The sequence below is a fragment of the Tunturibacter psychrotolerans genome (assembly GCF_040359615.1).
GTDB classification, from domain to species: domain Bacteria; phylum Acidobacteriota; class Terriglobia; order Terriglobales; family Acidobacteriaceae; genus Edaphobacter; species Edaphobacter psychrotolerans.
In genome coordinates, this window is sequence record NZ_CP132942.1 from 513,241 (window position 1) to 535,894 (window position 22,654).

Sequence of the window (22,654 nt, forward strand, 5' to 3'; positions counted from 1 at the left end):
AGCATCAGAGTACTGGCCAGGAATCCGACTCCGGCAACCAGTAGGGAGGGCCGTGGGCTGCAACCAACCGTCCCGACCATGGTGCGCATACGATCATCGCTATCGCCAGCGGAAGCGTGGCCAGTCCTGTATGAAAAGCGGAAAATCCACGTACCTGCTGCAGGTATAGCGCATTTAGAAAAAGAAAACCGGCAAAGCAGGAGAAGGCGCTCACCGCCAGAACCGTCGCGCTTGAGAATGGCACGCTATGGAAGAACCTCAGATCCAACAGCGGATGCTTCCGTCGCTGCTCATATCGCACAAACGCAAAGAGTGCCGATGCCGCAGTAATAAATAGACCCTGGATCAGATCCGATCCCCAGCCAGCATGCGGCCCTTCAATGCGAAATTCCCTGGTATCGCTCTTATGCGGGCAGGGCATCTTGAACGGATTCGGCGATGTAGCTTTTCATTGCTTGGCTTAACTGTGAATCCACCTCATCGGCAATCGTCATGACGCCGAGAAGCAGAACGCTAAAGTCGATGGTGCCCAGGTTTTTCTGAAGTGTATGGAAGATGGTCACCTGAAGAATGCGACTCTCTTCCACCATCATGGCCGCCGTGTAGCCCTGCCTGCGTCGGTCAAATCCATGATTCGAAGCTGCTTCTGACTTAAGTTCTCTGGTGCCGAGCGGATGAAGCGCAAGCAGCCGGCGCCCAAGATCCCGGAAGAGTTGGGGTAGATGCTTGCAACGGGCCGCACGACTAAGAGGCACCGCCATCAGGGTCTCTTCCTTCTCGACCTCTTCATACCAGTCAGCAATGCCGTCCTCTGTAGTGCGTTCGAGAATTGCGGCTAAGGTTTCGACCTTACGCTTATGGAGCGGTCCCTTGGCGAGACGCTGCTTAATCGCGTCGATGAGGTCTGGCACCTTCATCGGCTTGACCAGAATCTCGTCCGTTTGCATCAGAATGGCATTGGCGGCCGCGGACATCTCGGGAAACGAACTCAAGAGCATCGTCACTGCTTCGGGATTTGCGTGACGCATGGCACTGACAACGGTAAGTCCGTCTCCGGGCCCCGGCATATGCAAATCACTAAGCAGCACATCGTACTTATGCAAACTGATGAACTTCAGGGCTTCACTGACATCGCCGGCGCAAGTTACCTCGAAACCATTTTTTTCAAGGATTGCGCAAAGACTCATGCGGATGGCTTGGTCATCATCAACCACCAAAACTTTCGCGAGCGCCATGGATACCTCCAAATGGTCGCAGACGAGTGTCCGAGTGTCCCCAGTTATGTAAAATTGTACACTTTGTCGCATACCGACCGAAAAAAGGGAACTATTAACAGCGACTCATAAATGAGCTTGTCGTCAGCAGTTCTCGAAGCTCAAAGGCAACACTTTCCTCTCGCACAGACCAGTAGCGATAAGAACGCAACTATAGTCCCAACGGAAAATGACTGTGCTTGCCTGCGCTGGAAGCCGAGAAGCCATATCGGGAGCACTGTCATATTTGAAAAAGTGCAGAGCCGTTACAACCGCGCTTTTGTTTTGTCCGATCGATCATTCACCTAATTAGGATCGCCCGGCTAAGGCTGAATAGATGGTGCCACCAAACCGCGATGCCCGTGTTGCCAGTCTTTCTACGCGCTTCAATCCTGCCTCGCTGGAGAGTTCTCGGAGTCTCTCGAAGCCAACCGGATATGGTCCCCAAGGAGTTGGCCTAGACCGCTCATATTCCACAATCAGGAAACGATCGGTCACAGACAAGAGTTTTTTCAGGAACAGATGTTGGTCCTCAATGAAGTGCAGAGTGTTTGCCATGAGAATCCCATCTGCCGCGGGAAGCCGAAGGCTAGAGCTGCGTAGATCTCCCAGAACCTTACGGATTGTGACACCGTGATACTGCTCAGGAATTCTTTTCAGCGCTCCCTGGTCCAGATCAACGGCATGAATGGTACTCCCGGAAGCCAACAACTGCGCAAGCGCCGTTGTGAACGTTCCGCTGCCACAACCGAGATCGCACCAGGATTGAGGTTGCGCCCGCTCAATGACGGGAGTACGGATGAGGGCTGTTGCCTCACTGATCTTCATCTCTAAACTGTACTTCTCACTGACAAGAAGACGACTTTGAGCAGTAATATTCTCGGGCGTTTCAGGAAGTCACTCCGTCGAAAGGAAGTGTTCATGTCCATGCCGGCGTCCATCCGCGCAGCAGGCTTCGTGGCCTTCTGGAGGTCTGCGTATGCTCGTATTTGGGCGAAAGTGGTTTCCTACTCCGGCGGCCCTATATGAATTATCTCCCCTTCGGGGATTGGCGACGAAGGTATCTGAATTCCTTGCTCGATGGCAATGCAAGTCTGCTTCGAGTTTTTGTAATCGGCATGGAACGCTCTTGTATAGACGAGCTGAGATGCTACCCGCATTTCAGTGAGGTGATATTCGCCGATCACGGCTTGTTCCCCGACACGGGCGGTCAGGTTATATCTCTCTTCTGCTATATAAGTCGCATGAACGCTTGTGAATGGGAGGACAATCCCATGCGGATCGACAAAGACGATTATCACATTGAGTCCATCCGTCGACTGCTTGGTATTAAAGTGGATTGTGATCTCCATGGTGACGGTATTGCCCGGAGTCTTGACAATGCACTCACGCGACTCCCTGTCATCTCTAAGTGAATTGTTGGAGGGCGAGACCTGCGACTGGAGAATCGCAGGTGCCATGAAAAGCGATAGCAGACCTATTTTTAAGCAACTCACGCTGTCCTCATTTCGACGACTAGAATCTACTAACTGAAAGCGAATGAACCAATTGACGGAACGCGAGGAAATAGACGACTACAGGCAGGACCAAGTACCCAAAACCGAAGCAAAGAAAAGGGAAAATTGGCATTCCGCATCTTCCCCGAGTTTCGTGCGATCTATGTTGGTATTGCATCGGCAAATGTACTGAAAACTGCATCTGTGCCGATTGTCTTCGTCGCATACCCCTCGTGACCGGGTAGCATTCACACGCCACGGCGATCAAACCTTGACGATTAAGTATGTGAACACGACCTCGGCTATAACTGATGAGCTCGTGCTCATGCAGTACTCCAGCTATACCTGTGACCTCGTGGTCCGCTGCTCTCCGATCATCTCCGCTAAGTACTCCTTGGTTGGCCTCGTAGAGAACGGTTTGTCTGGGTATAGAACCGTAGTATCGTGCGGAGCCAGCGGATTGCGGCTCACTTCGAGCAACCTAGATAGATAAAGATTATTGTGGCGAAAAACATAGGCACGCCCCTAGCATCAGTTCGCAAGGTCGACCGTCTGCGGGCACGGAAGCAAATCACGTCTCTGACAAGACAAGGCAAATTCTGGTTTTGCCGGCATTATATGAGATGCGCTCTGTTCGCCTCTGTCGGCAACCTTACATAAGTATTACTGTCCAGATAAAACCTGGCTCTTTGGAAGGACGCGTAGAGATATATGGAGGAAGTTCTATGCCTTACCTCTTACGAGCGCTGGCCGCCTGAAAGAGCAGATGGATGTGATAAGTGGTCAGCGGCGGCGTAGTGGCGGATCAAAGCGTATCCTATAAGGATTAGCGAGTCTCTTCGCATCTCGCCTTAAGCAATCATTTGCTCCGCGCTAGACGAGCACCCTCCAAGTACGCAGCGGAAATACTGGAGCAGCTATGTTAAATAAAGGATCGGATGTAAGAAATCATCTTTCGAGTGCCCACAAAGCACACCTGGTCACATCACCGTCGGAACATCCCCGCGACGTCGATCTGAAAGCCAACGACTCACGCCCAGAAAGCGGGAGTATGAATCCAAGACCGCTCGATGAGCAGCGGGAAGCGAATGCGGGAAGCCAAACAAAATAAGGGCGATCCAAACTGCTTGTTTCGGAGCACCCGGCAACTCAACCATTGAGCCGTTAAAAAAGTAGGAGCCAGCGGTCTACGCGACTGCTGGCTTTTGTATTGGTTTCAAGTGAACATGCTCGCTGATGGTCCTATGTTGCCCAACCTGAATGGTGAAGTTCGGCTCGCGGAGATGCATAGCAGGTTTAGGTTCGACACTCACTTCGGCACTCTGAGCGATTCGATTTTTCGCATTACTTGCCGCAGATGCGACCGGCATGTGTGATGACGGTCACTGCAAATGCTCGTGCTCCCTCATAGACTGAGCCTGTAGTTCATACAGGAGAGCGTCACGGTGATCTGTACGGTGTTGGCCGACGGCATTTACCCGCTGTCAGATGATCGTTGGGACGCAAGCGATTCGGCCGCTTTGGAGTTTCGGGCTCGTTTGTAGCTCAGACCGCGCGAGCGTCGCAACAGGTTCACACAACAGAACAGAAATATATAAAGGAGTTTCAAGTGACTCAATCCAGAACAGCCACAAGCATCATCGACACCCACCGGCACATTTTCGGGCCTAAACTGCGTCAAAAATTTGTCGAAAATATAGGCCTTGACGATTCAAAACCGTTGCCGCAAGCCAATGATGGAGAGATGTTTTTCTATCGCGAGTCGGTTGACGTTGATTATTCGATGGAGATTCAGCGGCAGAGTGGGGTGTCTTCTTGCATAAACAGCTATGGCGGGGAGGTAGAGACCTTCGCCCAACACATCATTAAAACGAACACCGTGGACACGCTCAAGTTTTTGAATGACGAGTCCTTCGAGCTTCGGGATCGGTTCCCCGAGGACGTTGCCTGCATGGCCAACGCTCATGCTCTGGAAGAGAATACGCGTGATGTGATTGATCCGCTAATCTCGAACAAAGAAGCCTGCGCTATCAGCATTTCAACCAGCTATGGAAGCGGTACAGATCAGATCTTCCTCGATTCGCCCCAAGCCGAGTGGCTATGGGAATACGCTCAGGATAAGGATGTCCTCGTTCATATTCATCCACCACTGGTATCGATAGGCGCTGCTGCAATGCAGCAGTATAGGCTCATCGAAGCCGTAGGCCGGCCATTCGATACGGCGCTGTCGGCAGCTCGCATGATCTACAGCGGCGTCTTCGATAGATACCCAAAGCTGAAGGTTCTTTTCGTTCACATGGGCGGGGCCCTCGCACCCGTGATTTGCAGACTCGATTGGAACTGGGAGTTGAACTACAAAGGCATCCAGAACCCTCCGATCCACAAAGCGGATAAGAACCTTCGTAAGCCTTCGGAGTACTTCAAGTCGAATATCTATGTGGATACGATGGGTCCCAGCGCGATCGGCCTCAAGGCCATGGTCGAGATGTGCGGTATTGACCGCATACTGTTTGGAACTGACTTCGGGCCGGTTCCAATGAGCCCAAAGTTGCACATCGATCTTGTAAACGAAACGATCCCCGATGCTGGAGATCGCAAGAAAATTTTCTCAACCAATACACTCGCCTTGCTCCGTTTGGCTGAGAGTGCACCTCGCCTCGTTTCCCAAGCTGCTTAGTCTCGATACGCGAGCCCCCCGGAACCATGTAGAAGGTCCCGGGGGCAGGTTGCCATCGAGCAGGTGCGACAAATCGAGTCGCGCAGAGGTAGCTTCAAGGATCGGTCCGTCTCCTGAGCGGACAATGATCCAGAAGCTGGAGCAGCATCCTGAACTGAGATGGGTTTATGTTGGTCCGTCAGACTGAGCTGTCGGAATCTTCATTGGGATTGAGGCTGGTCATGAAGATCGGATTTTTCGGAAAGCAGAATGCATTTGCTCTGGAGATGTTTAGGCGACTTCAGTTGGACCACTCACGAGACGAGTTTTCTAAATGGCAGCCGGATGAGGAGGCTCCATCGACGGAATTGGAGGTGATCATTGCTTTCGATAGAGTCGTGTCTACGGAAATGGAAGCACAAGCGAACCTTGGTCTGATCCAGATGGCCTCTGCTGGGTACGAGGGAGTGGATGTTGATGCGGCAACGAAGGCTGGCGTCTGGGTGGGAGCAGCGCCTACGACGAAGACCGGCAATGGTGAATCGGTGGCTGAAGTTGCTGTGTTGTTGATGCTTGCAGCCTCTCGCAGGCTGAATGAAGAACTTTCCTTTACACATGGCACCCCGCAGGACCGGTCCGAGAAGCTGCAAGAGAATATGGCGCTTTTCGGCAAGACCGCTTGCATTGTAGGGCTCGGAGGAATCGGAGATCTGCTGATCGAAAGGCTCCGAGGATTCGGGATGATCTTGACGGGCGTCGATGATCACCCGGAGCACGCGCCGAATGGAGTTCGAGCATATGGACGCCACGAGTTGAAGATCGCAGCGGCGGCTGCTGACTATGTGGTCCTGGCCATTCCGGGAACGACAGAAAATGAAAACATGATCGATGGAACGGTACTAGCGGCAATGAAAAAGAATGCGGTGTTGGTCAATGTAGGTCGCGGGACCTTGGTGGATGAACCGGCTCTGCTGGCGGCAGTGAAGAGCGGCCACCTCTTTGGGGCCGGTTTGGATGTGGTGAAAGATGAGCCTCTCAGCGGAGAGAACCCACTTCTCGGGGAGCCACGTATCTTTGTCACGCCACATATCGCGGGATCTACAGATGTGATGCTCGATGGCACTTTGAGGTATCTGGGTGAGGTCTTGGCCGAGTATCGAAATGGATTGCGATCAGCGGGAATAATCAATGACCCTATAAAACCTAGAGTGCTTCTGCGAAAGCCTTTTAACGGTGACAAATCGCACAACAAAAGCTCTCTAGTGGCGGCAGGCTGAATCCTGAACGGAGGTTGATTTTATGTTGGTCCGTCAGATCGCTTTGCCCTACACGCGAAGGTTACCGGTGTCCGTCGTAATCCGCGTCAGTTAGTGATTTCGCCCGAGCGAAGAGGTTGGCCAAGACTGATACAAGCAATCTCGAAGTTCATCCGGCTTTGGCACTTCGTAGTAGAAGAATCGGACACTTCGCAAGTCTTACGACTTTTTCGGCGATCGATCCGAAGACAGTGGGTCTCCATCCGGAAGTACCATGTGTGGAAATAACAACCATGTCGATGTGCTCCCGATCGATCACCATCAAGAGATTCCCCACGATATCGTTTCCGACTTCGACCAGAGAGGAGGCCTGCACACCCATCCCGGCAAGATGGTGAGTGCACGTAGCCAATCGCTCTGATGCCTTTTTTTTCGCCTCCTCCAAGAACTCCTGTTGAGGAAAGTAGCAGCTGGAAAACTCGTCGGCAGAGACAATCGGGATCACGGGCAAGATGTTGAGTAACACGAGCTGCGATTGAAAGTGCTGTGCGAACTCCGTCGCGGTCTTAAGCGCGGCATCGGATGAAGGACTGAAGTCGACCGGGAGGAGAATCTTCTTAGGGTGAAGCTGCATTTTGTCATCGTGTGACATGATCGATCCTCTTCGTGTACGTCATTAGGGGTAGTGCATCCAGGATGCATCCGGGAAGCTGTGAGGGAATCAGCGCATGCGATTGAGCCAACGGGAATTGATCCTCACCAGCCCTACGCCTTCGGCGGATGTAAATGCCCGCGCATCGTAGGCAGTGGCCGGGCGAGTGCTCTCGAGCGCCCCGATATGAAGCGTGCTTTGACGTTGCAGGCTGCCTCCGGTGGGTAGCTGAAGCGCTGGGAGGCCTTGAGAAATCACATACATTTCTGGATAGTCGATTGGTTTTAGCATGATGAGCATCCCATCCTTCTAAATCAATTCCTCGAGCAGAACCGAGCCAGATAATCACAGATGCGTGTTGATGTTTCTCCCCCCGCATCCGTGCGAGTTTTACAACTGCGGATCCTAGATCGCAACTTGCAGGTTGTTCTCTACCTGCCAGACTCCAGGCGCTGACCACGCGGCATGCTCTGCCTCGCGTCGTTCTGCCCATGAGCTCACATTTCCACTCATCACAACTTTGTTCCCCATCACCTTTAGGCCAATATGCGAGGCGTCGACCTGGGCCGCTCGCCCAAAGGCACTCTCAATATCCTTTTTCAGGCCTGAAGCTGAGACCGCAGCTTTGAGGATGATGAGATTATTGACCGCGATGACACCCGTCAGGTGCCGAACCGCGTTCTCTGCTGCCTGCCGCTCGAAGTTGTAATCGACTGAACCGTCGAGTGTGACCCAACCGTTATCGACTCTGACCTGAATCGCACCTGAGGGCACTCGCACCTGCCAGCTCATTGCGTTCAGAGCCGCGGCCGCGATGTCCTGGTCGCTCCTCTTATGGAGCGAAGGAAGGTCGACCTTGGTCTCGTCTGCTACCGCCCTCACCCCTGCGACACGCTCTGCCGCATGTTCGGCTGCATATCGGCCTGGATAGCTTGGCACCGTGCCTGTAAGAGTGATAACACCGCCATTCGCCACAACGCCAACGTTCGACGCGTCAAGCCCAGGTTCGTAAAGCAACTCATCTATGACATCCTGCTGCAACATGGAATCAGTTTTCATAAAGCTCCTTGAGAGTATTAGCGTTGAGCGGTTGTTGTGAACTTGCTGATGGACTAAAAAGCTGCCCAACCAAGCTCGTTGCTGACTGTCTGAGACTGAGCTTAGGATCTCTAAGCGAACATGTCAGTGACAGCCGTCACACGGCTGCAAGCTTAATGAATTGCCACGTCTTAGGAAGTTGTACTGTCACAACTGAAGCTTCTCCTTGTGCGAAGAAGCACCCGCTTCGTGGCACAGCTTATCAAGTTGGCGACTAGTAAAGCGTAGACTGACTTCCAGGCGCTGCGCGATGCATCTCTCAACTTGCTTGTTCATTACATAACTTGGATGGTGCCGCCTAGAAGGGTTTCAATGGAGCTCTTGAATCAATGGATTCCGCGATCGATTGAATGTCTACATGACTACACTGCGAAACAATTCGCTCAGGATCTCGTCGCAGGAATAACGGTGGGACTTGTAGCTCTGCCGTTAGCCATGGCTTTTGCCATCGCCTCCGGCGTCCCACCTCAGGCGGGCATCTACACGGCAGTAGTCGCCGGGTTTTTAATCTCGGCATTAGGCGGTTCGAGGACGCAGATAGGTGGCCCTACCGGCGCGTTCGTTGTGATTGTCGCGGGAATTGTGGTGAAGTTCGGCCTATCCGGGTTGGCGCTTGTAGGGATCATGGCAGGTATTTTGCTTCTGATCATGGGATTGACCGGTTTAGGGACTGCGGTTAAGTACATCCCACGCCCGGTTATCATCGGCTTCACCAATGGGATTGCACTTCTCATCGCATCCACACAGATCAAAGATTTTCTAGGCTTAAGAACGCCTCCAGTACCGTCTGACCTCCTGTCTCGAATGGAGATGTTGGTCCACTATGTCGGGAGCACGCAGTGGCAGACGGTTGCTACTGCCGCAACTTCACTAGTGGTGATCGTATTCTGGCCACGCATCACCAAGCGCGTCCCCGGTTCTATCGTTGCGCTCTTTCTTGCAACAATAGCTGCCGCCTATTTTCACTTACCTATCGAGACGATTGGCAGCAAATTCGGGGGAATCCCTCAAGGCTTTCCTCGCTTCGCGATACCCAGCTTTCAGTCAGCACACATCCTTGCTCTGCTTCCTTCGGCTTTTACTGTTGCTCTTCTCGCGGCGGTGGAGAGTTTGCTATCGGCCGTCGTCGCTGATGGAATGAGCGGGGATCGGCACAACTCCAACATGGAGCTTGTAGCTCAGGGAATCGCAAATATAGCGTCTCCCCTTTTTGGTGGCATACCCGCTACCGGAGCGATTGCGCGTACGGCAACTAATATTCGCTCGGGAGCTCTGACTCCGATTGCCGGGATAATCCACGCGTTAACCCTGCTTACCATTCTGCTAGTCGCGGCTCCCCTGGCACGTTTCATTCCCCTCGCGGCGCTCGCGTCGGTCCTCTTTGTTGTGGCCTACAACATGGGTGAGTGGCGTGAGATCGCCACCATTCTTCGGCTTTCGATGGCAGACATTGCGGTCTGGTTTACGACGTTTACTCTGACTGTGTTTGCTGACTTGACTGTGGCCGTGGGAGTCGGCATGGCGCTCGCGGCTCTGCTCTACATACACCGCGTCGCAGAGACAACAACAGTAGAATCGGTCACTCCACAGTATCTGGAGGACGGGGAGGCACACATTCTTCAGGGGAAGACCATCCCTTCAGCGGTCACCATCTTGCGTATACATGGGCCTTTTCTTTTCGGCACGACGGAAAAGCTCGCTGAAGCTACGAAGAATCTTGATGAATTTGGAAGTGTTGTAATTCTGCGCCTACGGAACATGACCGCACTCGATGCGACTGGCATTCATGCCTTGGAACAGTTTTCGCACCGGCTAAGGAAGGCAGATAAGACGCTTCTGCTCTGCGGGGCCAGGAATCAGCCATCACGACTGCTGTCTAATTCAGACTTCCTCAAACAGGTGGGCCCCTTGAACGTGTTACCACACGTTCAAGGGGCGCTGTCGCGCGCTAATCAAATTCAGGCAGAATTTGGCGGAATAGGACCTGAGATTGCACGCGAAATGGCACATTTGCCTCTTTGAAGTAGCTGTCTACGCCGGAGCTGTAACGAGGATCGCGATAACGTCAGGAATCTAATGACTCTTGAGCACAAGATTAATTGTTGCGTTATGATGATCGTCGAATTGACTCAACTCCCTAACCCCTGATCTTTGCCCGCGGTAGGTGAACCAGACGCGGTAATCAACTTCGCCTTGGATCCGCTTGAAGCTGTATCGCCCGCTTCGATCGGTGATGTAGGAGGTGACGCCTTTCGTATTTTCATTTTCGATCTCCACTACCGCATCGTTCAAGGGTTCATGGTGTCGATCTTGCACTGTTCCAGTCAGGTTGCGTAAAGAAGGTTGCCCAGACAGGGGGGTGCCGCGTAGCAAGAGGGCCATAACCGCCAACACTGCGACGAGCAATCTAGTGTTCATTGCAGATCTCCGTTGCATTGATGACCAGAACTGAAGTATCACAGTTTGCGAGAACGGCTAAGACGATGAGGGGTGGACAGCTGCTGCTGCTGTCATAGCCAGTGCAAGGGCCAAGGCATGAGCACTGTGTTCGAGATGGTCCCGTCGGGGACGTCAAAAGCTTGGATATAGATGTCATCGAGAGCCTCAGTAGCGAGAATGAGCCTTTTGTATCCCGTCGTATGTGATAGCGATCACCGAAGATTTTGTGGAAGTGACCCTTCTAAGTCCTCCAAGCAGCCTCTGTCGTTAGGCGTTCGACAGTGACCGCCGTCACAGACCGTTCGAGAGTTGACAGGTCTAATTAGGAAGAAATAAGTCTCAGGCATTCGCGATCTGGAGTGCCTGCTTCGAGAGGCACTTTATGTCCAACGTTCAGAAATGTGTTTGCTGTGGCTAATTTCCTACCGAGGCGAGTGCTTCTTGCAACAGACTTCTCCGCGGCTTCTCGGGCAGCTTTCCAGGCCGCGCGTTTGCTCTGTCTGTCCTTTCAGGCGGATTTTTACATCCTCAATGTCTTCGATTATGCCAACGCCAATCCTCCCGAATCCGGAGGAATGTTGCTTGAACTTGATAACTTCTATCACGATGCGGAGCAAGGCCTCCAAAATCTGATACAAGAAGCGAGGCGATCCGGTATTAAGTGTGATGGCAAGATAGGCAATGGAACCTCTCATTCCACCATTCTCGAAACAGCAGAGATCGAACACATCGACGTCATCGTGTTGGGAACGAGGTCCATTCACGGTTTCGAGCGTCTTGTTTTCGGTTCGACTGCCGAAGCCGTCCTACGAAGAGCGAGTTGTCCTGTGTTCACGGTCGGTCCCCGAGCAGCTTCGCAAAAACCAGGGGACGCTGGCGGTTCAGGGGCCGTGGTATTCGCAACAGACTTTCACAGCGCAACGACAGAAGCACTACAAATTGCTGCTTCGTTCTGCTCTTCGATGAATTTGTCGCTGCATTGTTTGCATGTGTTACCCAGAGGAGTTCAAGACAGTTTTCATAAGGGAATTATCCCTGTGATCATCACCGAGGCTTTACATCATCTGGTGGCAACGGTGGAGGATAAGGTCGGTCCACCGATATGTGCAGTCACCTACGGTAGTGAAATCTCTAGTGCGGTCGTCGACTATGCTCGCGCTAACGAAGCCATGCTGATCGTTCTTGGTGTTCGTCGAGCATCTTTAGCGGCCTCACATATACCGGCGCATATTGCCTACCGGATCATCGCTGAAGCTCCCTGCCCTGTTCTTACGGTGGCGTTTCCGTTGGGGCATGAGGCAGGCAGTCCGGATCCGATGCGAGATGAGCAAAACGTAAACGAAGGGGAACCATCGATGCTTCAAGCATCCTCGCATCAATAGCTAAGTGTTCTATTCAGTGCCTAAGTCCCATGAGAGAGATGATGTCCATGCAAAACAAACACACTCAGGTCGACGCTGTTGCTTACCTGATAGGCGGCGGCATGGCATCGCTGGCAGCTGCAGCCTTCTTGATCCGTGATGGCAACTTCAAAGGACACAACATCCGCATCTTTGAGGAGTCGCCTCAGCTCGGAGGAAGTCTAGACGCCTCCGGAGACTCTGAACGGGGATACGTTATGCGCGGCGGCCGGATGATCGAGAGCAAGTATGTCTGCACTTACGACCTGTTCTCAACGATCCCGACGCTTGACGAGACTCAAACAGTTACTCAGGAAATATTCAAATGGAACGAGACGATGAAGACCTCTTCCCGATCCCGCCTCTTCCGCGGCGGTAAAGCAGTCGACACTCCTGACTTCGGCCTGAGTGACAGACATATCCGTACTATCGAACGCCTGGAGCTCGAGCCTGAAGCGATGCTAGGACGAACGAGCATCGCCCATCAATTCGATTCGAGCTTCTTCAGTACGGATTTCTGGTTTATGTGGTGTACGACCTTTGCCTTTCAACCCTGGCACAGTGCTGTTGAGTTCAAGCGATATTTGGTTAGGTTCACTCACATGGTAGCGGGCTTCAGCAAGCTGAATGGCATTATGCGAACCGTTTATAACCAGTACGATTCGATGGTTCGCCCTCTGAGTAGGTGGCTGGAGCAGCGTGGCGTGCAATTCGTCTTCAACGCCAAAGTTGCTGATCTCGCGTTCTGCCATGACTATGAAGGAAGATCGGTTGAACGCATCTCCTATCAGCACGACGGGCGTGGAGAAGAGATACGGGTGAAAAAAAGTGACTTAGTTGTTGTTACGCTCGGTTCCATGACGGAGGGATCGAGCCTTGGTTCGATGAGTTCAGCACCGATCTCGAAAGACAAGCGAGACGGAGGAGCTTGGACGTTATGGGAAAGGATAGTGGAGCGCGAGTTGGATTTTGGCCATCCGGAAAACTTTTCCACTCACATAGATGAGTCGAAGTGGGTTTCTTTTACAACTACTCTTCAAAACTCAACCTTTTTCGACCTTATTCGAGATCACACCGGCAATGCCCCGGGCGAGGGAGGCCTCATTACGTTTCCCGATTCCAACTGGCTGGCATCGATCGTGCTGCCACACCAACCACACTTCATTGGTCAGCCTGCAGGAGTGAATGTCTTCTGGGGCTACGGTTTGCACGTCGATGAGCCCGGGAACTTCGTCGCAAAACCCATGTCAAAGTGCAACGGTCAAGAAATCATGACGGAACTACTGGGTCATCTTCGCGCCGAGGCACAAATGGATAACATTCTTGAAAGTTGCATCTGCATACCATGCATGATGCCCTTTATCACAAGCCAGTTTTTATGCCGGGAAAAGGGCGACCGACCAAAGGTCAGGCCTGAAGGCGCGAAGAACTTTGCCTTCGTAGGTCAATTCTGCGAACTCCCGGACGATGTCGTATTCACAGTTGAATATTCCGTTCGCTCCGCCCAGACGGCGGTATATTCGCTCCTTGGTCTCAATCGCGTTGTACCGCCGGTCTTCAAAGGCAACCATGATCCCCGAATCCTCCTTAGGGCGTTCGAAGCTCTTCACGCAATTAATACTTAGTTACTCTTCTGCGACTGCTGAGTTCGTGAGGTCGAGGCATAAACATAGGGGTTAGCGGCGTCTTTGGCGAAAAGATAATCAGCAGACGAAGCGTTAGGTAATAGATTTGCAATACACGCCGAACCCTCAAGCAAGAGGTATATAGTCGCATCCATAGGGTTCTCTCCTATGGATCGGGGGACCACCCCTTGCCAACTTTATCAGCGCGGCGTCCACAACCACTGGATTGCATCAACTGTGAACACCGCTCCTTCCGCATGTTTTGCAACCTGGACGGAGCCGCACTTGCGGACTACGCAGCTATTGGCGTCGAAACGAGCTTTGCCCGCGGCACAACCCTCTTCAATGAAGGCGGACGCAGCAATGGGGTCTTTGTCATCTGTACGGGCCAGGTAAAGCTGTTCTGTACCTCTAAAGAAGGCAAAACGCTCATCCTGAAGATCGCCATGCCCGGTGACGTCTTGGGTCTCGGAGCAGTCATCTCTGGTTCCGCTTACGAAGTGACTGGCGAAACTCTTGAACCCACACAGATCAAGAGCATTCCTCGCGATGACTTTCTTTCCTTCTTGGAGAAACATGGCGAGGGCAGCTTACATGCGGCCAAGGCACTCTCTGACGACTACAAAGCAGCATTCTTCGATGCTCGTCGCCTTGCTCTGTCATGCTCCTCAGCGGGGCGACTAGCTGGCGTCTTGCTGGATTGGGGAAAGACCGCGGCGACCTGCGGTAAGTTCGAGATGCGCTTTACCATGGCGCTCACGCATGAAGAGCTTGCGAATATTGTCGGCAGTTCACGCGAAACGGTCACTCGAATGTTATCCCGCTTCAAGAAGGAAGAGCTTATCCAGATGCGAGGATCTTCTATTCTGATTCTTGCTCCTGAAAGGTTGGAACGGCTAGCCGTTTAGAACTGTGACGCCCATCACCGACTTCATCGAAGAAACGATCTAGCTTCTTTTAGTAGAGTGATATGCCCAGTCAGATAAGGTGTGACGAAGGTGTCAAATCTCTCGCGGCCCGACTACTTATGTGCCGCAGAAAGTCTGTCGGACACATTCCTCGGGGCTGGCTGGCGTGACATAACGTTCCAAGCCCGGCCTTTCCTCATAGGGATGTGACAAGATCTTAAGCAAGTCCTCGAATGGCTGGAAGTCCCGGCGCTCGACGGCGGCATCTAGTGCCTCCTCCACGACGTGGTTCCGTGGGATGTATGCCGGATTTGCCAAGCGCATGGCAGTAGCGCGTGCCTCCGCGGATACGGGCTCTTTCCCGAGGCGTCGGCGCCATTGAGCAGCCCATGAATCGTAGGCCCCTCCGTCAGCGAACTGGGAGCGTACTTCCTCGTCTCCTTGTGGTCCGGCGACAGCATCGCACAGCCGGCGGAAGGTCAGGGTAAAGTCCGCGCCGTTAGTGGCCATCCGCTGCATCAGATCCTCGACCAGCGCTGCGTCACCTTCGAGTTCCGTGAAGAGGCCGAGCTTGCGACGCAAGCCGGCGGCGCGAGCGGCTGCGAACATGAGATCGAAGGCAGCGAGTGCCTCGTTGGCCGAGGTTATGGCGGTCGATTCGCTACCCTCCTCGGATTCCAGAATGGGCAGCAGCGTCTCGGCAAGACGCGTCAGGTTCCAGAGTGCGGCGCGTGGTTGGTTGCTATAGGCGTACCGTCCCTGATGATCGATGGAGCTGAACACTTTGTCTGGCTCGTATGCTTCCATGAAGGCGCAAGGGCCGTAATCGATTGTTTCGCCCGAGATGGAGGTGTTGTCGGTGTTCATGACACCGTGGATGAAGCCGAAGAGCATCCACTGTGCCACCAGATGCGCCTGCCGAGTGATTACGCCATCCAGCAATGCCCGATATGGCCGCTTCCTAGCTGCGGCCTGAGGATAGTGCCGGGCAATTGCGTAGTCCGCCAGGCTGCGTGTCGCTTCCGTGTCACCCTGAGCGGCGAAGTACTGGAAGGTGCCCACCCGGAGATGACTGGTCGCGACTCGGGTCAGAACGGCTCCGGGCAAGACTGTTTCGCGAAACACCCGTTCGCCAGTGGTGACCGCGGCCAGGGCGCGGGTGGTCGGCACGCCCAGCGCCGCCATTGCTTCACTCACGATGTACTCGCGCAGGACTGGACCGAGTGCGGCTCTGCCGTCGCCCCTGCGGGAGAAGGGAGTCGGACCGGAGCCCTTGAGTTGAATGTCGTAGCGCACGCCGTCAGGCCCCATCAACTCCCCTAACAAGTTGGCACGGCCGTCGCCGAGCTGCGGTACGAAGTATCCGAACTGGTGCCCGGCATAGGCTAGCGCCAGGGGTTCGGACCCCTCGGCGATTCGGTTGCCCGCCAGGATTTGCACTCCTTGTTCACTTGCCAGCGCGTGTGGGTCGAGCTTAAGACTACGAGCTAATTCCAGATTCAGCTTCACGAGGCGTGGAGCCGCTACCGGCGTGGGATTTACCCGGGCGTAGAAGCGTTCCGGTAATTTCGCATACGTGTTATCGAAGCTGAGACGGACGGCCTGGCGGTCGGAGTTGGAGGTGTCGGGTAACGCCATTGCGGGAAGATCTGGTGAACTCATGATTCATTGGATGTCGGCGCGTTGGAATCGCTCCGGCTCAGGTCGATATACGACGTTGATTTCTCGTTAATGATGGACAACGATATAAGAACGGGCCAACTTCCAGCTAGGCATTTCTTCGAATTTTGGCAGATGGAACGAAACGACGAGGTGCAGGAGATCTGACCATTCGATTGCGTGCTCGTATGAAGCGAGGGTCTCTTTGTTTCGGGCTTGATAAGCTTACTCGAATGGATAACCAGCGCCGCAACATACTCAAATTCGCGCCGTTTGCCCTCGCCGGGCTCACCGACAATTCGGTGTTTGGCCAGGCTAACAGTCCTGTGATGACTCCTTTGTTTTTCGATGTACGAGTTTATGGAGCGACCGGATCGGGCAGAAGTTTGGATTCCCCGGGCATTAACGCAGCGATCGACGCCGCCGCCGCAGCTGGTGGCGGGACGGTCGTATTTCCAGCTGGGACCTATCTCTGTTTTTCCATACGTCTCCGCAGCCGGGTGCATCTGTATATCTCGCAAGGCGTAACCATCCTCGCTGCCGGTTCCCCATTGCCAGGTCAGACGACAGGCGAGATGGGAGGGACGTACGATGCTGCGGAACCGAAGACCGCTTACGACGCTTACCAGGACTACGGCCATAACCATTGGCACAATTCGCTGATCTGGGGAGAGGATCTCCATAACGTAAGTATTAGTGGTCCTGGACTCATCTACGGCAAAGGACTTTCGTTCGGCGGATGGATCAAGGGTGAACGCCGTGGCGACTATCCGATCTACGAAGCAGAACAAGATGGCGTTGGCAACAAAACCATTGCTCTCAAGAATTGCCGCAATGTCATTTTTCGCGATTTCAGTATCCTCAAGGGTGGCCACTTCGGCCTGTTGCTTACCGGCGTGGACAATCTGACCGTCGACAACATAACCATCGACACAGATCGCGACGGAATCGATCTGGATTGTTGCAAGAACGTACACGTCTCAAACTGTACGGTGAACTCGCCCTGGGATGACGGCATCTGCCCCAAGTCGAGCTATGCGCTCGGCTATGCACGAGCGACGGAAAACGTCACTATTACTGGGTGCACCGTCACCGGCTACTACCAGTTAGGCAGTGTACTCGACGGAAGCTACAAGATCTTCCCGTCGGGCGAGAACATCTATCGGACCGGCCGTATCAAATGCGGTACGGAGTCGAACGGCGGATTTAAGAACATCACAATCACAAACTGCGTCTTTGAGGGTTGCAACAGCCTTTCGCTTGAGAGTGAAGATGGAGCTTTGTGCGAAGACATTACCATCTCTAACATCAGCATGCGGAACCTGATTTACGGGCCTTTGTTCTTTCGCCTCGGTGCGCGACTTCGTGGACCGAAAGATTCAACGAAAGTGGGCACGCTACGTCGCATCCTGGTCTCTAACATCGTGTCCTATAACTCAGACGCGAGCATCGGCAACATCCTCTCAGGGATTCCAGGCTACCCTATAGAAGATATCAAGATCGCGAACTTCTACATGCAGCACAAGGGCGGGATTAGCCCCGAGCAAGCAAAGATCACGCCGCCTGAGGGGGTGGACAAATATCCGGATCCGGGTGTATTCGGTCCCATGCCAGCGCATGGTTTTCTCCTGCGGCACCTGCGCAACCTTGAGATGAGCCATGTTGAGATCGCTCCTATGGCAACGGATGGGCGGCCCGCATTCGTTCTAGAAGATGTGGAGCGCGCGGACTTTTTAGCGATCACGGCTCCAACTTCACCGCCTGCGTTCGCATTACGCCACGCTAAAGATATACGCGTCAATCTGAGCCGCGCCGCCAAGGACGCGGTTCTGGACAGGGCAGTCAATCAAACACTCTAAGGTACGACAGATCTGTTGCCCGCTCTTACGTTTTGTTGCTCTGAGCCAATGGCATAAACTGTCTTCACTGCACGCTCGGCGTCGCAGGCGGCAAGAGCCTTCTCCCAAGACAAGCTGGGCAAAACTGGTTACCCATAGCACCGTATGACCCGTCTTGCCACAGATGCCACGGCATGGGCGCGGTTCCCCCCGTTGATCGATAGACCGGTGTCCTAGACACTCCATGAAGGCTGGAAGGAAGGCATTCGATTACCTGTTCTTTTTCGACTCCAATCGACTCTGCGAGGGAGTCTATGAACGGACTTGTGTACGCCATGCGATCCAACGCTGCAACAGGTTGGTTGTTCCCAAGCCACTCACAAAGGCTTGTGACGGACACGTAATTACCTGCTGCAACCCTGAGAATCCAGGAAGACAAAATCTCGTCGTTAAGACGGCGTGGGTGCCATGGTAAGAGATTTGACACTTTCGTCACCCCTTATCTGGCTGGCGTACAACGCTATTTCGTACTGGTACGAATTATCGTTGTTCAGTACGAATTAGCGTTGTATTTGACAGCCAGCCCCGTCGACTCCGCCTGCTCTTGCGCATGATAACTACTCCGCACCAGTGGTCCGCTCTCCACATGCTTGAAGCCCATCCCCACAGCTTCATGCTTCAGAAAAGCAAACTCTTCCGGCGTATAGTACCGAGCCATCGGCAGATGATCTCTTGACGGTCGCAGATACTGCCCGATCGTTAGAATATCCACCTTCCGATCCGCCAGATCGCGGAACACCGCCAGCAGCTCGTGCATCTCCTCGCCCATCCCAACAATAATGCCTGTTTTGGTTACAATCTGATCCCCATCCCGATCCGAAAACATCTCCGCAGCAAGCTCCTTCGCATGCTGCAAAAACCGCAACGACTTCTCATACCGGCCGCCCGACTTCGCCACCCGATACAGCCGCGGCACCGTCTCGATATTGTGATTCAGAATCTCCGGCCGCGCCGCCACCACCATCCGCAGCGCCTCTTCGTTCCCCTGAAAGTCCGGCGTCAGCACTTCAACCCTGCATGCCGGAGCCTGCATCCGAATCTCTTCAATCACACTCACAAACGCCCGCGCCGCGCCCACATTATCGTCATCGCGGTTCACACTCGTAATCACCGCATGCGCCAGCCCAAGCTGCGCCACCGCATACGCCACCCGCCGTGGCTCATCGAAATCAATCGGCTCCGGCTTCCCCTTCGGCACCGCGCAAAACCCACAACGCCGCGTGCAAAGATTCCCCAGCATCATGAACGTCGCCGACTTCTGATTCCAGCACTCCCCAATATTCGGGCACTGCGCGCTCTCGCACACAGTATGCAGGTTCAGCTCCCGCGCCATCTTCTTCAGGTTATGAAACGTCTCCCCCATCGGAGCCTTCGCCTTCAGCCACGCGGGCTTGGCCGCAGGTTTCCGCGGCGTCAGATCGATCTGCACCAGCTCAGAGGTGCTCTGCGCAATCAACTGTTCAACCGGAGGAGTCATCCCTTCCATTGTATCCAACCCCGCGCAACCAAGCGGATCAGGCCGTCCCCACACCCTCGCATCGGACAATCTCGCATTGCACAACCAGGATCGTCATGGCACCAAAGTTGTAGCGAGTCACCACGGTGGGTGATCGGGCAGTTTCGAATCCACGACTATCCTCCTCAATAGCCGACTCTTGGGATCGATACGTGTCCCAGACCGTTACACATCTGAGAGATACGGAGGAGGAGCCTCATGATGCGGACCAATATTGGATCACTTTCTGGAGTGCTTGCGTTCGCGCTGGCATTCTCCTCGTCGGGACGCGCTCTGGCACAGGAACCTCAGCCTGCGCCCTCCACCACCCCGCAGTCTTCTCAACCGGCCTCACCAACCGACGCCACACAGCCCGCATCCGATCCCGAAAGAACCGTCGCTTCAACAGCAGATGGGAAAGAAGCCGCCGCCTCCTCGGCGCCGCAACCCAAACCCGCCACCAAGGGCAAGAAAGGGAAGCAGGAGTACACAGGGCCCATGACTCTGGTCATCCTGTCGCCAACCCCGATGCTCGACGAAGAAGGGAATCAGCGCCAGGACCCCGACGGAAAGCTGATGTTCAATCCGCCGGTCAAGCAGCAGCGCGACAAGTTCGGACACCCCCTCTTCGATGAGCACAACAAGCCCGTCATGCAGACCAAAGAAAACCTCGGCTACGACGAAAACGGGAAGAAGCTGCACCCCTCAAAAGAGAAACCCCCCAAACTCGTCTCCGTATCCATAGCTCGCGGAACACTCACCGTCGATGGAATGACAGGCAAAGCAGCACTCAACTACGAGATCAAAGATCTCAAGTACATTTACTTCTACGTCCCCGGCGTCGGCACCACGGTCGTCTCGAACGCTCCATTCCCCGCCGCAGTCGAACAGAAGAAGGCCTTCGACGACAAGACCCTTACTGTAACCGTGAACGATCATATTGTGCAGTTGACCTCAGACCAACGCCTCCTTGGCAAAGCGCCGGAGTCTGCTTTTGTACTCGTAGACAAAAACTTCACGGTACCGACCAAATTCCCGGTGATGGGTTACGGGCCGATCCGCGTAGCTCCCTACGCGTGGCCGGGCTCGAAGCAGAATGACCAGAAGGATTCAGCCGAAGCCCCACCCCTGCCCGCCGATCTACGGCCAGTGCCACTCCTGCAAGGATGCCCCGCCGGGCAGATGCGCGCTCCAGGTGCCCCCACGCTACCCGGCCAGGTAGCCGCCCCGCATCCGTGCGTTCCCATCGCAGCCGTGGTGACGACGACAAGCGCGAATCAACCCGCTCCGCCGAATACCCAGGCAACAAAGTAAGCGACCGCGGAGCTACCTCCGCCTCGCCCGCGATCAAATGCCCTACTCTCAACTTGAGCTGTGGGGCATTCGCGCATAACGCGAGCACTTCCCCAAAGACACAATCAGACCCTCACCTCGCGGGTCCCAAAATAAATGTGAAGAAGTTGGCGTAATTTTCAGCCCTGAAAAACACGCGGCGAAGCACCACATTCGCACCATCAATCCACCACAAACTCACCACCAAAACACCACACCCAAAACCTCATTCTCCCCACAACCCCCTTCAAAAACATCAGAAAATCACCAAAAGCTCACCCCACACCACCCCGCAATTTTTTTCTCTCCTCATGCGCAATTTTCGTAGCGCAATAGATCACCCTCTCCACCTCCGCGACCACCCCACCCCCATCGTCCTTCACCTCCACCACAAACCGCACGTCCGCCCGCCCCTCACTATCCACCGCCGCCCGAATCTCCCCCAGCCTCTCCGCCGTCAAACGAAACTCCGCCCGAACCCGCCCCAATCCAGGCTTTTTGTACTTAATCGAAGCCGCCTTATCCCAAACCACATACTCCGGACCCAGATTCGTAGCCAGCATCACCATGTAGAAAGGATCGGTCAGCGCAAACAAAGAACCGCCAAACTGCACCCCCACATAGTTGCGATTCCACGGCCGTAGCGGCATCTCCACATCAATCGCACGAAGATCCTCATCCAGCCGCGTCACCTTGATCCCCGTCCCAAACAACGGCGGCCACCACCCGATATGCCGCAGCCACCAGCTCATCGCAGCCGGTCCCTCACTTCCGTCCGCACCAGGTAAAGAAAGAACACCAGCGCAAACAAACCCTGCACCAGATAAGGCCCCGCGTGCGTCTTCTCAAACACAAACAGATTCCCCAAACACAGCGTCAGACATCCACCCAGCACCAGCGCCCATCCCCAACGCCGCAACCGCAGCAACCCAAACACTCCCGCCGCCAGCAGCGTGCACAGCGCCAGCACACCATACTTCGCGCTTCCCACGCCAAACTTCCCATTCAGCGCGGCAAACGCATTCACCATCGTCAGCACCAGCATAAACAGTGAGATCCCAGCCACACCCGGCAGCATCCCATGCGCTCGCGCTTCAAGTTTTCTTACTTCCTCGTTCTCGCTCATAGAGTATGCAGATACGCCAGCAGATCATCCAGATCCTGCTGATCCAGCGTATTTCCCATCGCCGGCATCAGGTTTCGCCCATGCACAATCGTCGCCGTCACGCGCTCATCGTTCGCCGGAGCGCCGCTCGACAGATACGGCTTCTTGAAAACTCCAATCATCGCCGGCCCATGCAACGCAGCATTCTTACGGTCATAGTGGCACTGCGCACAATGTGCCTCATACACCGCATGGCCATGCATCTGCTGAGCATTCAAATCCCCCAGCGGCGTAGGCGGCGCAACCGACTTACATCCAACAAGAGCCCCCACCAAAATGAACAAAGAAAGAACCCGAATCATCCCCTTATTCTCTCATCCGC

Annotated in this window: 22 protein-coding genes; 8 read left to right on the top strand and 14 right to left on the bottom strand. The window is 54.2% G+C overall.

The genetic code is table 11. The annotated features are described in order from the left end of the window. Nucleotides 1-4 precede the first annotated feature (4 nt). The 4 genes from RBB77_RS01920 to RBB77_RS01935 all read right to left on the bottom strand — a co-directional run bounded on the left by RBB77_RS01920 (nt 5) and on the right by RBB77_RS01935 (nt 2,749). Nucleotides 5-421: a hypothetical protein gene (locus RBB77_RS01920; RefSeq protein ID WP_353064495.1), complete on the bottom strand. Its 417-nt coding sequence runs from the start codon at nt 419-421 to the stop codon at nt 5-7. Beyond that, nucleotides 405-1,235, bottom strand: a complete 831-nt coding sequence (locus tag RBB77_RS01925) for a response regulator (RefSeq protein WP_353064496.1) — start codon at nt 1,233-1,235, stop codon at nt 405-407. The genes RBB77_RS01920 and RBB77_RS01925 overlap by 17 nt, the downstream gene beginning before the upstream one ends. 327 nt (nt 1,236-1,562) lie before the next feature. Next, nucleotides 1,563-2,081 (bottom strand): class I SAM-dependent methyltransferase, encoded by a 519-nt coding sequence (locus tag RBB77_RS01930; RefSeq protein ID WP_353064497.1) that lies wholly within the window; start codon nt 2,079-2,081, stop codon nt 1,563-1,565. A 179-nt stretch (nt 2,082-2,260) separates the two neighbouring features. Continuing rightward, on the bottom strand, nt 2,261-2,749 hold the full coding sequence (locus RBB77_RS01935; protein ID WP_353064498.1) for a hypothetical protein: 489 nt from the start codon (nt 2,747-2,749) through the stop codon (nt 2,261-2,263). Nucleotides 2,750-4,493: 1,744 nt separating this feature from the next. Here RBB77_RS01935 and RBB77_RS01940 point away from each other — a divergent pair. Beyond that, nucleotides 4,494-5,426 carry an amidohydrolase family protein gene (locus tag RBB77_RS01940; protein ID WP_353064499.1) on the top strand — a complete coding sequence of 311 codons (933 nt, stop codon included), beginning with the start codon at nt 4,494-4,496 and terminating at the stop codon, nt 5,424-5,426. Between the two features lie 221 nt (nt 5,427-5,647). Further along, nucleotides 5,648-6,682 carry an NAD(P)-dependent oxidoreductase gene (locus RBB77_RS01945; protein WP_353064500.1) on the top strand — a complete coding sequence of 345 codons (1,035 nt, stop codon included), beginning with the start codon at nt 5,648-5,650 and terminating at the stop codon, nt 6,680-6,682. A gap of 148 nt (nt 6,683-6,830) precedes the next feature. Here the strand turns inward: RBB77_RS01945 and RBB77_RS01950 are convergent, their stop codons facing one another. The 3 genes from RBB77_RS01950 to RBB77_RS01960 all read right to left on the bottom strand — a co-directional run bounded on the left by RBB77_RS01950 (nt 6,831) and on the right by RBB77_RS01960 (nt 8,372). Beyond that, nucleotides 6,831-7,313: a universal stress protein gene (locus RBB77_RS01950; protein ID WP_353064501.1), complete on the bottom strand. Its 483-nt coding sequence runs from the start codon at nt 7,311-7,313 to the stop codon at nt 6,831-6,833. Nucleotides 7,314-7,382: 69 nt separating this feature from the next. Then, nucleotides 7,383-7,613: a hypothetical protein gene (locus RBB77_RS01955; protein WP_353064502.1), complete on the bottom strand. Its 231-nt coding sequence runs from the start codon at nt 7,611-7,613 to the stop codon at nt 7,383-7,385. Between the two features lie 105 nt (nt 7,614-7,718). Further along, nucleotides 7,719-8,372, bottom strand: a complete 654-nt coding sequence (locus RBB77_RS01960; protein ID WP_353064503.1) for a BON domain-containing protein — start codon at nt 8,370-8,372, stop codon at nt 7,719-7,721. 351 nt (nt 8,373-8,723) lie between these two features. Between RBB77_RS01960 and RBB77_RS01965 the strand changes: the two genes are divergently transcribed. After that, nucleotides 8,724-10,433 (top strand): SulP family inorganic anion transporter, encoded by a 1,710-nt coding sequence (locus tag RBB77_RS01965; protein WP_353064504.1) that lies wholly within the window; start codon nt 8,724-8,726, stop codon nt 10,431-10,433. Between the two features lie 51 nt (nt 10,434-10,484). Here the strand turns inward: RBB77_RS01965 and RBB77_RS01970 are convergent, their stop codons facing one another. Further along, entirely contained in the window at nt 10,485-10,829 is a 345-nt protein-coding gene (locus tag RBB77_RS01970) for a carboxypeptidase-like regulatory domain-containing protein (protein ID WP_353064505.1), read from the bottom strand. A gap of 380 nt (nt 10,830-11,209) precedes the next feature. On the opposite strand from RBB77_RS01970, the gene RBB77_RS01975 reads away from it, so the two are divergent. The 3 genes from RBB77_RS01975 to RBB77_RS01985 all read left to right on the top strand — a co-directional run bounded on the left by RBB77_RS01975 (nt 11,210) and on the right by RBB77_RS01985 (nt 14,783). After that, a complete protein-coding gene (locus RBB77_RS01975) occupies nt 11,210-12,232 on the top strand; it encodes a universal stress protein (protein WP_353064506.1) in 1,023 nt (340 codons plus the stop codon). A 38-nt stretch (nt 12,233-12,270) separates the two neighbouring features. After that, nucleotides 12,271-13,875 (top strand): oleate hydratase, encoded by a 1,605-nt coding sequence (locus RBB77_RS01980; RefSeq protein ID WP_353064507.1) that lies wholly within the window; start codon nt 12,271-12,273, stop codon nt 13,873-13,875. Between the two features lie 257 nt (nt 13,876-14,132). Beyond that, entirely contained in the window at nt 14,133-14,783 is a 651-nt protein-coding gene (locus tag RBB77_RS01985) for a Crp/Fnr family transcriptional regulator (RefSeq protein WP_353064508.1), read from the top strand. 117 nt (nt 14,784-14,900) lie between these two features. Here RBB77_RS01985 and RBB77_RS01990 read toward each other — a convergent pair whose 3' ends face one another. Continuing rightward, nucleotides 14,901-16,445 (bottom strand): protein adenylyltransferase SelO, encoded by a 1,545-nt coding sequence (locus RBB77_RS01990; protein ID WP_353064509.1) that lies wholly within the window; start codon nt 16,443-16,445, stop codon nt 14,901-14,903. A gap of 230 nt (nt 16,446-16,675) precedes the next feature. Between RBB77_RS01990 and RBB77_RS01995 the strand changes: the two genes are divergently transcribed. Then, a complete protein-coding gene (locus RBB77_RS01995; protein ID WP_353064510.1) occupies nt 16,676-18,301 on the top strand; it encodes a rhamnogalacturonidase in 1,626 nt (541 codons plus the stop codon). A gap of 64 nt (nt 18,302-18,365) precedes the next feature. Here RBB77_RS01995 and RBB77_RS02000 read toward each other — a convergent pair whose 3' ends face one another. Further along, nucleotides 18,366-18,776, bottom strand: coding sequence for a TniQ family protein (locus RBB77_RS02000; protein WP_353064511.1), 411 nt, complete (start codon nt 18,774-18,776; stop codon nt 18,366-18,368). A gap of 54 nt (nt 18,777-18,830) precedes the next feature. Further along, nucleotides 18,831-19,817, bottom strand: a complete 987-nt coding sequence (gene lipA / locus RBB77_RS02005; RefSeq protein WP_353064512.1) for a lipoyl synthase — start codon at nt 19,815-19,817, stop codon at nt 18,831-18,833. Between the two features lie 237 nt (nt 19,818-20,054). Between lipA and RBB77_RS02010 the strand changes: the two genes are divergently transcribed. Continuing rightward, nucleotides 20,055-21,149: a hypothetical protein gene (locus RBB77_RS02010; protein ID WP_353064513.1), complete on the top strand. Its 1,095-nt coding sequence runs from the start codon at nt 20,055-20,057 to the stop codon at nt 21,147-21,149. A gap of 293 nt (nt 21,150-21,442) precedes the next feature. Here RBB77_RS02010 and RBB77_RS02015 read toward each other — a convergent pair whose 3' ends face one another. From RBB77_RS02015 to RBB77_RS02025, 3 genes are read right to left on the bottom strand one after another with little or no spacing between them, the layout of a single operon-like run. After that, entirely contained in the window at nt 21,443-21,919 is a 477-nt protein-coding gene (locus tag RBB77_RS02015) for a DUF4442 domain-containing protein (protein ID WP_353064514.1), read from the bottom strand. Next, nucleotides 21,916-22,293 (bottom strand): hypothetical protein, encoded by a 378-nt coding sequence (locus RBB77_RS02020; protein ID WP_353064515.1) that lies wholly within the window; start codon nt 22,291-22,293, stop codon nt 21,916-21,918. The genes RBB77_RS02015 and RBB77_RS02020 overlap by 4 nt, the downstream gene beginning before the upstream one ends. Next, on the bottom strand, nt 22,290-22,634 hold the full coding sequence (locus tag RBB77_RS02025; RefSeq protein WP_353064516.1) for a c-type cytochrome: 345 nt from the start codon (nt 22,632-22,634) through the stop codon (nt 22,290-22,292). Before RBB77_RS02025 ends, RBB77_RS02020 begins: the two co-directional genes overlap by 4 nt. Between the last annotated feature and the right edge of the window lie 20 nt (nt 22,635-22,654).

Coding starts and splice junctions, on each gene's coding strand:
- RBB77_RS01960 (WP_353064503.1), bottom strand. CDS start 8,372: ATGAAAACTGATTCCATGTTGCAGCAGGATGTCATAGATGAGTTGCTT.
- RBB77_RS01965 (WP_353064504.1), top strand. CDS start 8,724: ATGGAGCTCTTGAATCAATGGATTCCGCGATCGATTGAATGTCTACAT.
- RBB77_RS01940 (WP_353064499.1), top strand. CDS start 4,494: ATGTTTTTCTATCGCGAGTCGGTTGACGTTGATTATTCGATGGAGATT.
- RBB77_RS02020 (WP_353064515.1), bottom strand. CDS start 22,293: ATGAGCGAGAACGAGGAAGTAAGAAAACTTGAAGCGCGAGCGCATGGG.
- RBB77_RS02010 (WP_353064513.1), top strand. CDS start 20,055: ATGATGCGGACCAATATTGGATCACTTTCTGGAGTGCTTGCGTTCGCG.
- RBB77_RS01990 (WP_353064509.1), bottom strand. CDS start 16,445: ATGAGTTCACCAGATCTTCCCGCAATGGCGTTACCCGACACCTCCAAC.
- RBB77_RS01995 (WP_353064510.1), top strand. CDS start 16,676: ATGGATAACCAGCGCCGCAACATACTCAAATTCGCGCCGTTTGCCCTC.
- RBB77_RS01950 (WP_353064501.1), bottom strand. CDS start 7,313: ATGTCACACGATGACAAAATGCAGCTTCACCCTAAGAAGATTCTCCTC.
- lipA (WP_353064512.1), bottom strand. CDS start 19,817: ATGACTCCTCCGGTTGAACAGTTGATTGCGCAGAGCACCTCTGAGCTG.
- RBB77_RS01980 (WP_353064507.1), top strand. CDS start 12,271: ATGATGTCCATGCAAAACAAACACACTCAGGTCGACGCTGTTGCTTAC.
- RBB77_RS01920 (WP_353064495.1), bottom strand. CDS start 421: ATGCCCTGCCCGCATAAGAGCGATACCAGGGAATTTCGCATTGAAGGG.
- RBB77_RS01985 (WP_353064508.1), top strand. CDS start 14,133: ATGTTTTGCAACCTGGACGGAGCCGCACTTGCGGACTACGCAGCTATT.
- RBB77_RS01955 (WP_353064502.1), bottom strand. CDS start 7,613: ATGCTCATCATGCTAAAACCAATCGACTATCCAGAAATGTATGTGATT.
- RBB77_RS01925 (WP_353064496.1), bottom strand. CDS start 1,235: ATGGCGCTCGCGAAAGTTTTGGTGGTTGATGATGACCAAGCCATCCGC.
- RBB77_RS02015 (WP_353064514.1), bottom strand. CDS start 21,919: ATGAGCTGGTGGCTGCGGCATATCGGGTGGTGGCCGCCGTTGTTTGGG.
- RBB77_RS01970 (WP_353064505.1), bottom strand. CDS start 10,829: ATGAACACTAGATTGCTCGTCGCAGTGTTGGCGGTTATGGCCCTCTTG.
- RBB77_RS02025 (WP_353064516.1), bottom strand. CDS start 22,634: ATGATTCGGGTTCTTTCTTTGTTCATTTTGGTGGGGGCTCTTGTTGGA.
- RBB77_RS01945 (WP_353064500.1), top strand. CDS start 5,648: ATGAAGATCGGATTTTTCGGAAAGCAGAATGCATTTGCTCTGGAGATG.
- RBB77_RS01930 (WP_353064497.1), bottom strand. CDS start 2,081: ATGAAGATCAGTGAGGCAACAGCCCTCATCCGTACTCCCGTCATTGAG.